The following is a 15551-nucleotide window of genomic DNA, read 5'->3' as shown; positions in this document are numbered from 1 at the left end:
ATCGTTTTCGCCTCGGTGTCAAGTGAATCGCGCCTGGCGGGTGGCTAGTTCATTCAAAGGGGTGGCGAATGGTGGCGATTCTGGAATCGACCTCGCGGAGGGGGTGATCGTAGGATTACTTTCAGTGCACCAAACCCCGAAGGCGGGCCGTCCGTGGTTATGCCGGAGGCAACGTGTGGAGGACCTGTGAAGGTCCGTGGCGGCGCTCGCCGCTCCAGCCAGGGTTTCGTGTGAAGAGGCTGAATGGATGGGGGCGTTCCAGTGAGCGGCAACGGCGCAAGCGGAACGAGCGTGGAGCCGGAGGTCCCGGGCTCCGCGGCCCGCAACGAACAACTGACCTCCTGGTTCGTCCGCAGCGGCTGGTCGAAGGGCGAGCTGGCGCGCCAGGTGAACCGGCGCGCCCGGCAGATGGGCGCCCACCACATCAGCACCGACACCTCCCGGGTGCGCCGCTGGCTCGACGGCGAGCAGCCCCGCGAGCCCGTCCCGCGGATCCTGTCCGAGCTGTTCTCCGAGCGCTTCGGCTCCGTCGTCGCCATCGAGCAGCTCGGGCTGCGCACCGCCCACCAGACGCCCTCCGTATCCGGCGTCGACCTGCCTTGGGCCGGGCCGCAGACCGTCGAGCTGCTCGGGGAGTTCTCCCGCAGCGACCTGATGCTGGCCCGCCGGGGCTTCCTGGGGACCTCCCTCGCCCTCTCCGCCGGCCCCGCCCTCATCGAGCCCATGCAGCGCTGGCTGGTCCCGGTCGCCGCTGCCGACCCGGGCCCCCGCGAGGCCGGCGCACCCGGAGCCCTCAGCGGCCACCGCCCGCCCCGGCTCTCCGAACCGGAACTCGGCCTCCTCGAAGCCACCACCGTCATGTTCCGCCAGTGGGACGCCCAGTGCGGCGGCGGACTGCGCCGCAAGGCCGTCGTGGGCCAGCTGCACGAGGTCACCGACCTGCTCCAGGAGAACCACCCGGCCCCCGTCATGCGCAGGCTGTTCAAGGTCGCCGCGGAACTCGCCGAACTGGCCGGCTGGATGAGCTACGACATCGGCCTGCACCCCACCGCGCAGAAGTACTTCGTCCTCGCGCTGCACGCCGCCAAGGAGGGCGGTGACAAGCCGCTCGGCTCGTACATCCTCTCCGGCATGAGCCGACAGATGATCCACCTCGGCCGCCCCGAGGACGCCCTGGAACTCATCCACCTCGCGCAGTACGGCAGCCGCGACTGCGCCGGCCCGCGCACCCAGGCCATGCTGTATGCGATGGAGGCGCGCGCCTACGCCAACATGGGCCAGCCCAGCCGCTGCAAGCGGGCCGTGCGGATGGCCGAGGACACGTTCTCCGACGTCGACTTCGGCGGCGAGCCCGAGCCCGACTGGATCCGGTTCTTCTCCGAGGCCGAGCTCAACGGCGAGAACTCCCACTCGTACCGCGACCTGGCCTACGTGGCCGGGCGCAGCCCCATGTACGCCTCCCTCGCCGAACCCGTGATGCAGCGGGCCGTGGACCTCTTCGAGAAGGACGAGGAGCACCAGCGCTCGTACAGCCTCAACCTGATCGGCATGGCCACCGTGCACCTGCTCCGCCGCGAGCCCGAGCAGGCCGTCGTCCTCGTCGACCGCGCGCTGAAGGTGGCGGAAAAGGTGCGCTCCGAACGGGTCAATACGCGGATCCGCAAGACCGTCGACAGCGCCGCCCGTGAGTACGGCGACGTCGCCGACGTGGTCCAGCTGACCGACCAGCTCGCCTCCCGGCTCCCCGAGGCCGCGCAGGCCGTCTGACGGCCCGCGCGGCCGCCCCCGAAGGCCCCGGCCGCGGCAGTCACCCCGTGAAGCCCGATCAGGCTCCCCCAGCCAGGTCACCCGGGTGCTGCCGCGGCCGGCTCACGTCCCGACGCTGTTCATGGACGCGTAACACAGCCGACCTCTTCGTCACGGCCGCGAAACACCCAGCGGTGCCGCCGGAAACCGGCCTGCGCGAATCTCAGGGCCAATAACCGGCCAGCCCCCAGGCCCCCACCCCCCGGCCTTACGCCTTGCGCCGCTCAGGTTTCCACGTTCGCCCGCACGCGAACGTACCGACGACGAGGAGACGCCGATGGCATCAGCCATCACGACCCTCGCGGCAGACGCCCCGACGCTCTCTGCCGCGAACACCGGGTTCATGCTCATCTGCTCCGCCCTGGTCATGCTGATGACCCCGGGACTGGCCTTCTTCTACGGAGGCATGGTCCGCGTCAAGAGCAGCCTCAACATGCTCATGATGAGCTTCATCAGCCTCGGGATCGTCACGATCCTGTGGGTCCTCTACGGCTTCAGCCTCGCCTTCGGCACCGACTCCGGCAGCCTCATCGGCTGGTCCTCCGACTACGTCGGCCTCAGCGGCATCGGCATCACCGAGCTGTGGGACGGCTACACCATCCCGGTCTACGTCTTCGCCGTCTTCCAGCTGATGTTCGCCGTCATCACCCCCGCCCTGATCAGCGGCGCCCTGGCCGACCGCGTGAAGTTCAGCGCCTGGGCCCTGTTCACCGCCCTGTGGGTCACCGTCGTCTACTTCCCCGTCGCCCACTGGGTGTGGGGCGCCGGCGGCTGGCTCTTCGAGCTCGGCGTCATCGACTTCGCGGGCGGCACCGCCGTCCACATCAACGCCGGCGCCGCGGCCCTCGGCGTCATCCTGGTCATCGGCAAGCGCGTCGGCTTCAAGCGCGACCCCATGCGCCCGCACAGCCTCCCGCTCGTGATGCTCGGCGCCGGCCTGCTCTGGTTCGGCTGGTTCGGCTTCAACGCCGGCTCCTGGCTCGGCAACGACGACGGCGTGGGCGCGGTCATGTTCGTCAACACCCAGGTCGCCACCGCCGCCGCCATGCTCGCCTGGCTCGGCTACGAGAAGCTGCGCCACGGCTCCTTCACCACCCTCGGCGCCGCCTCCGGCGCGGTCGCCGGCCTCGTCGCGATCACCCCCTCCGGCGGCTCCTGCTCCCCGCTCGGCGCGATCGCCATCGGCGCCATCGCCGGCCTCGTCTGCGCCATGGCCGTCGGCCTCAAGTACAAGTTCAACTTCGACGACTCCCTCGACGTCGTCGGCGTCCACCTCGTCGGCGGAGTCATCGGCTCGCTCCTCGTCGGCTTCTTCGCCACCGGCGGGGTCCAGTCCGACGCGGCCGGCCTCTTCTACGGCGGCGGCCTGGAACAGCTCGGCAAGCAGGCCGTCGGAGTCTTCTCCGTCCTCGCCTACTCTCTCGTCGTGTCCGCGGTCCTCGCCTTCCTCCTGGACAAGACGATCGGGATGAGGGTCACCGAGGACGACGAGGTCTCCGGCATCGACCAGGTCGAGCACGCCGAGACCGCCTACGACTTCAGCGGAGCCGGCGGCGGAGCCTCCTCCCGGAGCACCGCCGTACCCGTCCACGCTGCCGCCGCGAGCAAGAAGGTTGACGCATGAAGCTGATCACCGCGATCGTCAAGCCGCACCGGCTCGACGAGATCAAGGACGCCCTCCAGCGGTTCGGAGTCCAGGGGCTCACCGTCTCCGAGGCCAGCGGATACGGCCGCCAGCGCGGCCACACGGAGGTCTACCGCGGCGCCGAGTACACCGTGGACCTCGTACCGAAGATCCGCATCGAGGTGGTCGTCGAGGACGACGACGCCGAATCGGTGATGGACGTCCTCGTACAGGGCGCCCGCACCGGAAAGATCGGCGACGGCAAGGTGTGGAGCGTCCCCGTGGACGCGGTCATCCGCGTCCGCACCGGCGAGCGCGGCGCGGAAGCGCTCTAGGCGACGGGAGCTCCTGGGTGACGAACGTCGAAGAGACCATGACAGGCGATTTTGACGAACCGTCCGCCCCGGGACCCGGCGGCTACGCCGCGGCCCGGCTGCGACTCCTCCAGGAGGAGTCGCGGTCCGGGCCCTCGCGGCGTTCCGCGCTGGCCGGGCTGACCGACGACTGGCTGAACGCCCTGTTCACCACGGCCCTGCGGGAGAGCGGGGTACGGGGGGCCGCCCTCGTGGCCGTCGGCGGCTACGGGCGCGCCGAGCTCTCCCCGCGCAGCGACCTCGACCTGCTGCTCCTCCACGACGGCAAGGCGGAGCCGCGGGCGCTGAGCGCACTGGCCGACCGCGTCTGGTACCCCGTGTGGGACCTGGGCGTGGCCCTCGACCACTCGGTGCGGACCCCGGCCGAGGCCCGCAAGACCGCCGGTGAAGACCTCAAGGTGCACCTGGGGCTGCTGGACGCGCGGCCGGTCGCGGGCGATGCCGGACTGCTCGCGGGCCTGCGCACCTCGGTGCTGGCCGACTGGCGAAACCAGGCCCCCAAACGGCTCCCGCAACTGCACGCGCTGTGCCGGGAGCGGGCCGAGCGGGCCGGGGAGCTGCGCTTCCTGCTGGAACCCGACCTCAAAGAGGCCCGCGGCGGGCTCCGCGACGCCACCGCACTGCGGGCCGTCGCCGCGTCCTGGCTGGCCGACGCCCCGCGCGAGGGGCTGGCGGAGGCCCGGCGGCGGCTGCTCGACGCGCGCGACGCCCTGCACCTGGTGACCGGCCGCGCCACCGACCGGCTCGCGCTCCAGGAACAGGACCAGGTCGCCGCCCGGCTGGGCCTGCTCGACGCGGACGCGCTGCTGCGCGAGGTGTACGAGGCCGCGCGGGTCATCGCGTACGCCGGGGACGTCACCTGGCGCGAGGTCGGCCGGGTCCTGCGGGCCCGCGCCGCCCGGCCGAGGCTGCGCGGGCTGCTGGGCACGCGGGGGGCCGCGGCGGCCGAGCGGGCGCCGCTCGCCGAAGGGGTCGTGGAGTCCGACGGCGAGGCCGTCCTGGCGCTGGCCGCCCGGCCCGACCGGGATCCGGTCCTCGCGCTGCGGTTCGGGGCCGCGGCCGCACAGGCCGGGCTGCCCGTCTCGCTGCACGCCGTACGGCGGATCGCGGCGCAGGCCAAGCCCCTGCCGGTGCCCTGGCCCGCCGAGGCGCGGGAGCAGCTGCTGACCCTGCTGGGGGCGGGGGAGCCGACGGTCGCCGTCTGGGAGGCCATGGAGGCCGAGGGGCTGATCACGCGGCTGCTGCCCGACTGGGAACGGGTCCGGTGCCGGCCGCAGCGCAATCCCGTGCACACCTGGACCGTGGACCGGCACCTGGTCGAGACGGCGGTACGGGCCTCCGCGCTGACCCGCCGGGTCGGCCGGCCCGACCTGCTGCTGATGGCCGCGCTGCTGCACGACATCGGCAAGGGCTGGCCCGGGGACCACTCGGTCGCGGGGGAGACCATCGCCCACGACGTGGCGGTACGCGTGGGCTTCGACGAGCGGGACGCCGCCGTGCTGGGGGTGCTCGTACGGCACCACCTGCTGCTGATCGACACCGCGACGCGGCGCGACCTCGACGACCCGGCCACCGTCCGCGCGGTCGCCGAGGCCGTGGGATCGCCCGGCACCCTGGAGATCCTGCACGCGCTGACCGAGGCGGACGCGCTGGCCACCGGGCCGGCGGCGTGGAGCACCTGGCGGGGCTCGCTGGTGGCGGACCTGGTGGCACGGGTCGCCTCGGTCCTGCGCGGGACGCCGCCGGTCGCGACCGAGCAGGCCATCGCGACCACCGAGCAGGAACGCCTCGCGGTGGAGGCGCTGCGCACCGGGGAGCCGGTCCTCGCGCTGCACGCGCGCCAGGAGGAGGACGACGCCGTCGGCGTCGAGCTGGTGGTGGCGGTCCCGGACCAGCCCGGGGTCCTCCCGGCGGTGGCCGGAGTCCTGGCCCTGCACCGGCTCACCGTGCGGGCCGCGGACCTGCGCTCGCTGGAACTGGCCGAGCTGCCCGGCGAGGTACTGGTCCTGCGGTGGCGGGTGGCGGCCGAGTACGGGGCGCTGCCGGAGGCGGCGCGCCTGCGCACGGACCTGATCCGGGCGCTGGACGGCTCGCTGGACGTCCCGGCGAAGCTGGCCGACCGCGAGGCGGCGTACCCGCGGCGGCGCGGGGTGGTCCCGCCGCCGCCCAGGATCACGGTGGTGCCGGAGGTCTCCTCGCTGGCGACGGTCCTGGAGGTACGGGCCCCGGACGCGGTGGGCCTGCTGCACCGGATCGGGCGCGCGCTGGAGTCCTGCGGGGTGCGGGTGCGCAGCGCGCACGTCTCGACGCTGGGCGCCAACGCGGTGGACTCTTTGTACGTGGTCGACCCCGACGGCAAACCGCTGCCGCCGGCCGCCGCAGCGGCCCTGGCCGCCGCTCTGGAGGCCGCCCTGCGCTGAGCGGAGCAGGCGCTCCCGCCGCCGGAGGGGCTGAAACCAGCCCCTCCGGCGCCTCCTGAGGCGGAACCCCGCAGACCGGGAACGGGCGGGTCCCCGGACAGGGGGAGGGCCCGATACCCTGGGGGGCGACCACACGCCCCCGACCCGAGGAATCGCGACCACCGTGTTCGATACGCTTTCCGACCGCCTCAGCGCGACCTTCAAGTCCCTCCGGGGCAAGGGCCGCCTCTCCGAGCAGGACATCGACGCTGCGGCGCGGGAAATCCGTATCGCCCTCCTTGAGGCCGACGTCGCCCTTCCCGTCGTCCGCTCCTTCATCGCGAACGTCAAGGAGCGCGCCCGCGGCGAAGAGGTCTCCAAGGCCCTGAACCCGGGCCAGCAGGTCCTCAAGATCGTCAACGACGAGCTCGTCTCGATCCTCGGCGGCGAGACCCGGCGGCTGCGCTTCGCCAAGACCGCGCCCACCGTGATCATGCTCGCCGGCCTCCAGGGTGCCGGTAAGACCACCCTCGCCGGAAAGCTCGGCCTCTGGCTCAAGGGCCAGGGCCACTCCCCGCTGCTCGTCGCCTGCGACCTCCAGCGCCCCAACGCCGTCAACCAGCTCAGCGTCGTCGCCGAGCGGGCCGGCGTCGCGGTCTACGCCCCCGCCCCCGGCAACGGTGTCGGCGACCCGGTGCAGGTGGCCAAGGACTCCATCGAGTACGCCCGCACCAAGCAGTACGACATCGTCATCGTCGACACCGCCGGCCGCCTCGGCATCGACGCCGAGCTGATGCAGCAGGCCGCGGACATCCGCGACGCCGTCAGCCCCGACGAGATCCTCTTCGTCGTCGACGCCATGATCGGCCAGGACGCGGTCAACACCGCGGAGGCCTTCCGCGACGGCGTCGGCTTCGACGGCGTCGTGCTCTCCAAGCTCGACGGCGACGCGCGGGGCGGTGCCGCGCTCTCCATCGCGCACGTCACCGGCAAGCAGATCATGTTCGCCTCGAACGGCGAGAAGCTGGACGAGTTCGACGCCTTCCACCCCGACCGCATGGCGGGCCGGATCCTCGACATGGGTGACATGCTCACCCTCATCGAGCAGGCCGAGAAGACCTTCAGCCAGGCCGAGGCCGAGAAGATGGCGGCCAAGCTCCAGAAGGGGCCGAAGGAGTTCACGCTCGACGACTTCCTGGCCCAGATGGAGCAGGTCCGCAAGATGGGCTCCATCTCCAAGCTGCTCGGCATGCTCCCCGGCATGGGGCAGATCAAGGACCAGATCAACAACATCGACGAGCGCGACGTGGACCGCACCGCCGCGATCATCAAGTCGATGACCCCGGCCGAGCGCCAGGACCCGCACATCATCAACGGCTCGCGCCGCGCCCGTATCGCCAAGGGCTCCGGCGTCGAGGTCAGCGCCGTCAAGAACCTCGTCGAGCGCTTCTTCGAGGCCCGCAAGATGATGTCCCGCATGGCCCAGGGCGGCGGCATGCCCGGGATGCCGGGCATCCCCGGGATGGGCGGCGGCCCCGGCCGGCAGAAGAAGCAGATCAAGCAGGCCAAGGGCAAGCGCAAGAGCGGCAACCCGATGAAGCGCAAGGAAGAGGAGGCCGCGGCGGCGGCCCGCCGCGAGCAGGGTCCGCAGGCGGCCCCGCCCGAGCCCGGCGGCAACCCCTTCGGCCTTCCCGCCGGCGGCCAGTCCGGCCAGGACTTCGACCTCCCGGACGAGTTCAAGAAGTTCATGAAGTAAGCGCGGTCGCACGTGACGGGGCCCTGGCCGGATCATCCGGCCAGGGCCCCGCGCGTACGCCCCGGGAGCGCCGAGGTGCCTTTTGTCCCTTATGGTCGGCCACGAGGACGGCAGTAAGGAGGCCACGTGCCCAGCCCCACCCCCGTACCGCCTCGCGACCGCGCCGACACGCCCTGGCGCTCGGAGGGCGCGCCGCCGACGCCGCCGCCCAAGAGGAAGATGCCCGGGGGCTGGCGCGGACTCGTCCTCGCCGCACTGATCGTCTTCCTGCTCGCCAACGTGGCCCTGTCCTTCTTCAACCAGGGCGACGAGCCGACCGTCTCGTACACGGAGTTCAGCAAGCAGGTCGCCGCCGGCAACGTCTCGAAGATCTACTCCAAGGGCGACGCCATCCAGGGCGAGCTGAAGAACAAGCAGCCGCTGCCCGACGGCGGCAAGGGCGACTACACCAAATTCGTCACCCAGCGCCCGGCCTTCGCCGACGACGACCTGTGGGCGAACCTCAGCAAGCACAACGTCGTCGTCACGGCCTCCCCGGTCGTCGTCCAGCGCAGCTTCCTGGCCAACCTGCTGATCTCGCTCGCCCCGATGCTGCTGCTGGTCCTCCTGTGGGTGCTCATCGCCCGCCGGATGGGCTCGGCCATGGGCGGCGTCGGCGGCCTCGGCCGCAAACAGCCGCCCAAACCCGTGGAGCTTGAAGGCGGCAAGCGCACCACCTTCGCCGACGTGGCCGGCATCGACGAGGTCAAGGGCGAACTGGGCGACGTCGTGGACTTCCTCAAGAACCCCGAGCAGTACCGGGCCCTGGGCGCCCGGATGCCCGGCGGGGTGCTGCTCGCCGGACCGCCCGGCACCGGCAAGACCCTGCTCGCGCGGGCGGTCGCGGGCGAGGCCGGAGTGCCCTTCTTCTCCGCCTCCGCCTCCGAGTTCATCGAGATGATCGTCGGCGTGGGCGCCTCCCGGGTCCGCGAACTCTTCTCCGAAGCGCGCAAGGTGGCCCCCTCCATCGTCTTCATCGACGAGATCGACACCATCGGCCGGGCCCGCGGGGGCGGCGCCGCCATGGGCGGCCACGACGAGCGCGAACAGACCCTCAACCAGGTCCTGACCGAGATGGACGGTTTCTCCGGCTCGGAGGGCGTCGTCGTCATCGCCGCCACCAACCGGCCCGACGTCCTCGACCCCGCGCTCACCCGCCCCGGCCGCTTCGACCGCACGGTCTCCGTCGCCCCGCCCGACCGGGCCGGCCGCGAGTCCATCCTGCGCATCCACACCCGCGACATCCCGCTGGCCGCCGACGTGGACCTCGACCAAGTGGCCCGCACCACCCCCGGCATGACGGGCGCCGACCTCGCCAACCTCGCCAACGAAGGCGCCCTCCTCGCCGTCAAACGCCGGCAGAACCAGGTCACCCAGGCCGACTTCATGGACGCCCTGGAAAAGGTCCAGCTGGGCGCGGCGCGCTCGCTCGTCATGCCCGAAGAGGAACGCCGCCGCACGGCCTGCCACGAGAGCGGCCACGCGCTGCTCGGCATGCTCCAGCCGGGCGCCGACCCCGTCCGCAAGATCACGATCGTGCCCCGCGGCCGAGCGCTCGGCGTCACCCTCTCCACCCCCGACGCGGACCGCTACTCCTACACCGAGGACTACCTCCGCGGCCGCATCATCGGCGCGCTGGGCGGCATGGCCGCCGAGCACGTCGTCTTCGAGGTCATCACCACGGGCGCGGAGAACGACCTGGAACAGGTCACCAACCTCGCCCGCGGCATGGTCGGCCGCTGGGGCATGAGCGAACGCGTCGGCCGCCTCACCGCGATCCCGGCCGACGCGCAGAGTCCGTACGGGCTGCTCGCGGCCCCCGCCACCCTCGACGTCGTGGACCACGAGATGCGGCGCATCGTCGACGAGTGCTACGAGGAGGCCTGCCGGCTGCTGCGCGAACACCGGCCGAAACTCGACGCGCTCACCGAGGCGCTGCTGGCGAACGAGACCCTGGACGAGCCGGCCGCCTACGAGGCCGCGGGCATCTCCCGCCCCCCGAAGGAAGCGAAGTAGCCGCGGACACCGCCCGCGACCTTCCCGGTCACGATCACGGCACCCGGGCGATCACGTAGCGGAAGATGTTCGGCAGCCACACGGCGCCGTCCGGGCGCTCGTACGGATGAAGGGCCTCGGTCAGCTCCTTCTCGACCTGGGCCGGATCGGACGAGGACTCGTACAGCCCCGTCGACAGCAGCCCCCGTACCGCACTGTCCACGTCCGCGTACCCGAAGGGGCAGAACACCCGCCCCGAACCGTCGGGCGTGAGCCCGGCCCGCGCCACCGCCGCGTCCAGGTCCCGCGGCGCGGGACCGCCGCCCAGCACCGCCGGCACCGTGCACCGCTCCGCCGGACCCCAGTCGGCCAGCACCACCGCCCCGCCCCGCCGGACCGCCGGCCGGGCCGCGTCCAGGGCCGCCCCGGACGGCGAGAAGGCCAGCAGCACGTCGTACGGGCGCGCGCCGTCCGGCGGGGCCGGGACCACCTCCAGCAGCCGCTCGCGCGCCAGCGCCCGGCGCGCCGGATCCGCCTCCACCCCCGTGGCGGCGGCTCCCCGGCCCGCGGCCAGCAGCAGGGCCAGCCCGGACCCGCAGTCCAGGCCGAGCAGCCGGTCACCCGGCCCGACCTCCAGCCGGTCGTAGACCGCTTCGTACAGCGGTACCAGCATCCGTTCCTGGATCTCCGCCCAGTCCCGGGCGACGAGCGTCGCCGTCGGCGTCGGTGTCATCGAAAGAGCGCTCCTGATTCCTTGTCGCCCCCTTGCCCCCGTTGCCAGGGAACTCCCCATTCGCCCCCGCGTCCAGAGGAGTGCGCCACCCGATTCACGCATCGAGTGCCCGGCGCCGTACCATTCGCGCCATGGCAAAGGCACCCGTTCTCACCCCCCAGGCGGAGGATTTCCCCCGCTGGTACCAGGATCTGATCAACAAGGCCGAGCTGGCCGACAACGGTCCGGTACGCGGCACCATGGTCATCCGACCGTACGGCTACGGGCTGTGGGAGCGGATGCAGCAGGAGATGGACGCGCGCATCAAGGACGCGGGCGCCCAGAACGCGTACTTCCCGCTGTTCATCCCGCAGTCGTACCTGACGCGCGAAGCCGAGCACGTCGAGGGCTTCGCCCCCGAGCTCGCGGTCGTCACGCACGGCGGCGGCAAGGAGCTGGACGAGCCGGTCGTCGTCCGGCCCACCTCCGAGACGATCATCAACGACTACTTCTCCAAGTGGGTCCAGAGCTACCGCGACCTGCCCCTGCTGATCAACCAGTGGGCGAACGTGGTCCGCTGGGAGATGCGCCCGCGCGTGTTCCTCCGTACGAGTGAGTTCCTCTGGCAGGAGGGCCACACCGCCCACGCCACGTACGAGGACGCCCGCGACTACGCCGCCCGCATCCACACGGACGTCTACGGCGACTTCATGACGAACGTGCTCGGCATCGACGTCGTGCTCGGCCGCAAGACCGCCAAGGAGCGCTTCGCCGGCGCCATCAACACCCTCACCCTCGAAGGCATGATGGGCGACGGCAAGGCGCTGCAGCTGGGCACGAGCCACGAGCTCGGCACCAACTTCGCCAAGGCCTTCAACACGCAGTACCTGTCGAAGGAAGGCAAGCAGGAGCTCGTCTGGCAGACCTCGTGGGGCGTCTCGACCCGCATGGTCGGCGGTCTGATCATGTCCCACGGAGACGACAACGGCCTGCGCGTCCCGCCGCGCCTGGCGCACGTCCAGGTCGTCGTCATGGCGATCAAGGGCGACGAGGCCGTGGCCAAGGTCCGCGAGCTCGGCGCGCAGCTGAAGGCCGCCGGCATCCGCGTGCACGTGGACGACCGCGTCGACACCCCCTTCGGCCGCCGCGCCGTGGACTGGGAGCTCAAGGGCGTACCGGTCCGCGTGGAGATCGGCCCCCGCGACCTGGAGGCCGGCACCGCGATGCTGGCCCGCCGGATCCCGGGCGGCAAGGAGCCCGTGCAGATCGACGCGCTCGCCGACCTGCTGCCCAAGGTGCTCGACGAGGACCAGGCGCAGCTGCTGCGCGAGTCCCGTGAGCGGCGCATCGCCCGCACCAGCGACGTCTCCACCATCGAGGAGGCCGCCGAGGCCGCCGTCGCGGGCGGCTGGGCGCGGATCCCGTGGGCCGACCTCGGTCCCGAGGGCGAGGCCAAGCTGGGCGAGCAGGCCGTCTCCGTGCGCTGCCTGATCGCCGAGGACGGGTCGGTCCCGGAGGCGGACGACGCCCCCGGTACCCTCGCCATCGTCGCGCGCTCGTACTGACCGACACCTTCCGACCAGGGCCCGGGCCCGGCGCACGGCACGAGCCGCGCGCCGGGGCCGGGCTTTTTGGTCGACGTTACGTACCGACTCCTCCTGGGATCGGCGCACCCGTCCTCGTCGGGACGCATGAGACTGAACTGACTGGTACGTGCAAAAAATTTGGAATGGCCCGGAATCGGAACACCGGGGCACCCCGGCTCGTTGTCACGACGTGAGCACGACACCACCTGTTCTCGCCGCAGAGCTGGCGCAGGCGTGGGCCGACATTCAGCGGTACCACCCCGAGCTGCCTGACCTTGCCGCGCCCGAGTCCCTGATCGGAGAGTCCTCGTCCGCCTGCGGCGCCGAGCTCTCCTTCGAGCGACTGCTGCACGAGGCAGTCCACGGCATCGCCGCCGCCCGCGGAGTACGCGACACCTCGCGGGCAGGCCGCTACCACAACCGCAGATTCCTCGCGATCGCCGAGGAGATGGGGCTGGACCACTCCGACGAGCCGCATGCCAGCAGCGGCTTCTCGCTGGTCACGCTCAATCCCGAGGCGAAGAAGCGCTACCGCCCCACCATGGAGCGGCTGCAGCGCGCGCTGAAGGCGCATACGGCCGCGACGGCCGCCGACACCAAGCGCAGCTTCCGCGGGCCGGCCGCCCGGCACGGCTCCTCGGGTGGCGGTGTCCGCGTCAAGGCGGTCTGCGACTGCGGGCGCAACGTGCGGGTGGTCCCTTCCGTGCTGGCCCAGGCGCCGATCGTGTGCGGCGGCTGCATGAAGCCGTTCCGCATCCCCGAGGCGGCCCTCTCCGCCGCTGCTTCCTGAGCCCGGCCGACTCCCCGCGAGAAGCGCCGCAGGCATGTGGCACAATGGCTAGCTGTACTCGACAGTCGCATAGGACCCCTCTCTCCTCCGGCTGACGCGTCCATCGGGCACCCGAGTACCGCAACCCCACGTGGCATCTCATGTGCCCAACCACGTCAAGTTCAGGAGACACCACTCCAGTGGCAGTCAAGATCAAGCTCAAGCGCCTCGGCAAGATTCGCCAGCCGCACTACCGCATCGTCGTCGCCGACGCCCGTACCCGTCGGGACGGTCGCGCGATCGAAGAGATCGGTATCTACCACCCGACGTACAACCCGTCGCGCATCGAGGTCAACGCCGAGCGTGCGCAGTACTGGCTGTCGGTCGGCGCCCAGCCCACCGAGGCTGTGCTCGCCATCCTCAAGCTGACCGGTGACTGGCAGGCGCACAAGGGCCTTCCGGCCCCCGCGCCGCTGCTGCAGCCGGAGACGAAGGAGAGCAAGCGTCGCTCCTTCGACGAGTTCGCCAAGGCCCTTGAGGGCATCGGCGAGACCAAGGGCGAGGCCATCACGCAGAAGGCGAAGAAGGCCGACAAGAAGGCGGACGAGGCTGAGGCCACCGCCGAGTCGACCGAGGCCTGAGCATGCTCGAGGAGGCTCTTGAGCACCTCGTGAAGGGCATTGTGGACAACCCCGACGAAGTGCAGGTCGCCTCGCGCAACCTGCGTCGTGGGCAGGTGCTTGAGGTCCGGGTTCACCCGGACGACCTCGGGAAGGTGATCGGCCGCAACGGCCGCACCGCGCGTGCCCTGCGTACCGTCGTGGGCGCCATCGGCGGCCGGGGGATCCGCGTCGACCTCGTCGACGTGGACCAGGTCCGCTGAGACTTGGTTCATTGAGAACGTGAATCACCGGCACGGGCCGGGGAGGGCATTCGTGCCCGCCCCGGCCCGTCGTCGTCTGAACAGGAGAAAACACAAGTGGAGCTGGTTGTCGCGCGGATCGGCCGCGCCCACGGGATCAAGGGTGAGGTCAGCGTCGAGGTGCGGACCGACGAGCCGGAGCTGCGTCTCTCGCCCGGTGCCGTCCTGCGGACCGACCCGGCGTCGGCGGGTCCGCTGACCGTCGAGACGGGCCGCGTGCACAGCGGGAGGCTCATGCTCCGCTTCGCCGGCGTCAAGGACCGCACCGGCGCCGAGGCGCTGCGCAACATCCTCCTGATCGCCGACGTCGACCCGACGGAGCTCCCGGAGGAGGAGGACGAGTACTACGACCACCAGCTGATGGACCTGGACGTCGTGCTCGAAGACGGCACCGAGATCGGCCGGATCACCGAGATCTCCCACCTGCCCTCCCAGGACCTGTTCATCGTGGAGCGCCCCGACGGCACCGAGGTGATGATCCCCTTCGTCGAGGAGATCGTCGCCGAGATCGACCTGGAGGAGCAGCGCTGCGTCATCACGCCGCCGCCCGGGCTGATCGACGACCGCGCCGAGATCGCCTCCGCGCGCGACGCCGAGCCCGAGGGCGAAGCCTGATGCGTCTCGACGTCGTCACGATCTTCCCCGAGTACCTGGAGCCCCTGAACGTCTCCCTCGTCGGCAAGGCGCGGGCCCGCGGGCAGCTCGACGTACACGTCCACGACCTGCGGGAGTGGACGTACGACCGGCACAACACGGTCGACGACACCCCCTACGGCGGCGGTCCCGGCATGGTCATGAAGACCGAGCCGTGGGGCGAGGCCCTCGACGAGGCCCTGGCCGACGGGTACGAGTCCGGCGCGCACGGGCCGGTCATGGTCGTCCCCACGCCCAGCGGCCGCCCCTTCACCCAGGAACTGGCCGTCGAACTCTCCGAGCGGCCCTGGCTGATCTTCACGCCGGCCCGGTACGAGGGCATCGACCGCCGGGTCATGGACGAGTACGCCACGCGCATGCCGGTCTACGAGGTCTCCATCGGCGACTACGTGCTGGCGGGCGGCGAGGCCGCCGTCCTGGTGGTCACCGAGGCCGTGGCCCGGCTGCTGCCCGGGGTGCTCGGCAACGCCGAATCGCACCGCGACGACTCCTTCGCGCCCGGCGACATGGCGAACCTGCTGGAGGGGCCGGTCTACACGAAGCCCCCGCAGTGGCGCGGCCGGGGCATCCCGGACGTGCTGCTCAGCGGCCACCACGGGAAGATCGCCCGCTGGCGCCGGGACGAGGCCTTCCGCCGTACCGCGCGGCACCGCCCCGACCTGATCGAGCGCTGCGAGGCCTCCGCCTTCGACAAGAAGGACCGCGAGATCCTGAGCATCCTCGGCTGGCGTCCGGCCGCCGACGGTCGATTTTGGCGTAGGCCCGAGGCCGTGGAAGAATAGGCGGCTGCTGTGTGCTCGCGGACGCCCCTGCCACAGGGGGACAGTCGTCCGACGCGTGACGCGGCACCCGAATTCTCTCCGGAAACCCGCACCGGCGGCCTGTGGCGTCGTGCGAAGAAAGCAGACGAAGAAC

The 15551-nt window shown here is 71.6% G+C and carries 13 protein-coding genes; 12 read left to right on the top strand and 1 reads right to left on the bottom strand.

Translation table 11 applies throughout. The features are described from left to right. The first annotated feature begins 243 nt into the window (after positions 1 to 243). The 6 genes from AB0M92_RS06110 (at position 244) to ftsH (ending at position 10014) form a co-directional block, all read left to right on the top strand. Positions 244 to 1767: a hypothetical protein gene (locus AB0M92_RS06110; RefSeq protein ID WP_366100904.1), complete on the top strand. Its 1524-nt coding sequence runs from the start codon at positions 244 to 246 to the stop codon at positions 1765 to 1767. 316 nt (positions 1768 to 2083) lie between these two features. Next, positions 2084 to 3430: an ammonium transporter gene (locus tag AB0M92_RS06105; RefSeq protein WP_366100903.1), complete on the top strand. Its 1347-nt coding sequence runs from the start codon at positions 2084 to 2086 to the stop codon at positions 3428 to 3430. Beyond that, the gene (locus tag AB0M92_RS06100; protein WP_030162445.1) at positions 3427 to 3765 is read left to right on the top strand and encodes a P-II family nitrogen regulator; all 339 of its coding nucleotides are present in this window, start codon (positions 3427 to 3429) and stop codon (positions 3763 to 3765) included. Before AB0M92_RS06105 ends, AB0M92_RS06100 begins: the two co-directional genes overlap by 4 nt. Before the next feature lie 38 nt (positions 3766 to 3803). Beyond that, the gene (locus AB0M92_RS06095; protein WP_366101153.1) at positions 3804 to 6224 is read left to right on the top strand and encodes a [protein-PII] uridylyltransferase; all 2421 of its coding nucleotides are present in this window, start codon (positions 3804 to 3806) and stop codon (positions 6222 to 6224) included. A 163-nt stretch (positions 6225 to 6387) separates the two neighbouring features. Continuing rightward, positions 6388 to 7959 (top strand): signal recognition particle protein, encoded by a 1572-nt coding sequence (gene ffh, locus AB0M92_RS06090; RefSeq protein WP_366100902.1) that lies wholly within the window; start codon positions 6388 to 6390, stop codon positions 7957 to 7959. A gap of 126 nt (positions 7960 to 8085) precedes the next feature. Then, the gene (gene ftsH, locus AB0M92_RS06085; protein WP_366100901.1) at positions 8086 to 10014 is read left to right on the top strand and encodes an ATP-dependent zinc metalloprotease FtsH; all 1929 of its coding nucleotides are present in this window, start codon (positions 8086 to 8088) and stop codon (positions 10012 to 10014) included. 34 nt (positions 10015 to 10048) lie between these two features. Here ftsH and AB0M92_RS06080 read toward each other — a convergent pair whose 3' ends face one another. Continuing rightward, complete coding sequence (locus tag AB0M92_RS06080; protein ID WP_366100900.1) at positions 10049 to 10726, bottom strand: methyltransferase type 11; 678 nt, start codon at positions 10724 to 10726, stop codon at positions 10049 to 10051. Between the two features lie 131 nt (positions 10727 to 10857). On the opposite strand from AB0M92_RS06080, the gene proS reads away from it, so the two are divergent. From proS to trmD, 6 genes are all read left to right on the top strand, one after another. Continuing rightward, complete coding sequence (gene proS, locus AB0M92_RS06075; RefSeq protein ID WP_366100899.1) at positions 10858 to 12270, top strand: proline--tRNA ligase; 1413 nt, start codon at positions 10858 to 10860, stop codon at positions 12268 to 12270. A 211-nt stretch (positions 12271 to 12481) separates the two neighbouring features. Continuing rightward, positions 12482 to 13081: a hypothetical protein gene (locus AB0M92_RS06070; protein ID WP_366100898.1), complete on the top strand. Its 600-nt coding sequence runs from the start codon at positions 12482 to 12484 to the stop codon at positions 13079 to 13081. Between the two features lie 179 nt (positions 13082 to 13260). After that, positions 13261 to 13701, top strand: coding sequence for a 30S ribosomal protein S16 (gene rpsP, locus AB0M92_RS06065; RefSeq protein WP_030859859.1), 441 nt, complete (start codon positions 13261 to 13263; stop codon positions 13699 to 13701). Between the two features lie 2 nt (positions 13702 to 13703). Then, entirely contained in the window at positions 13704 to 13943 is a 240-nt protein-coding gene (locus AB0M92_RS06060; RefSeq protein WP_030011889.1) for an RNA-binding protein, read from the top strand. A gap of 96 nt (positions 13944 to 14039) precedes the next feature. Further along, on the top strand, positions 14040 to 14597 hold the full coding sequence (rimM, locus tag AB0M92_RS06055; RefSeq protein WP_366100897.1) for a ribosome maturation factor RimM: 558 nt from the start codon (positions 14040 to 14042) through the stop codon (positions 14595 to 14597). Further along, positions 14597 to 15418, top strand: coding sequence for a tRNA (guanosine(37)-N1)-methyltransferase TrmD (gene trmD, locus AB0M92_RS06050; protein WP_366100896.1), 822 nt, complete (start codon positions 14597 to 14599; stop codon positions 15416 to 15418). The genes rimM and trmD overlap by 1 nt, the downstream gene beginning before the upstream one ends. Positions 15419 to 15551 lie beyond the last annotated feature (133 nt).

This window comes from Streptomyces sp. NPDC051582 (assembly GCF_040681715.1).
In the GTDB taxonomy this organism is placed as follows: Bacteria; Actinomycetota; Actinomycetes; order Streptomycetales; family Streptomycetaceae; genus Streptomyces.
This window is presented reverse-complemented; position numbering and strand designations above follow the sequence as displayed.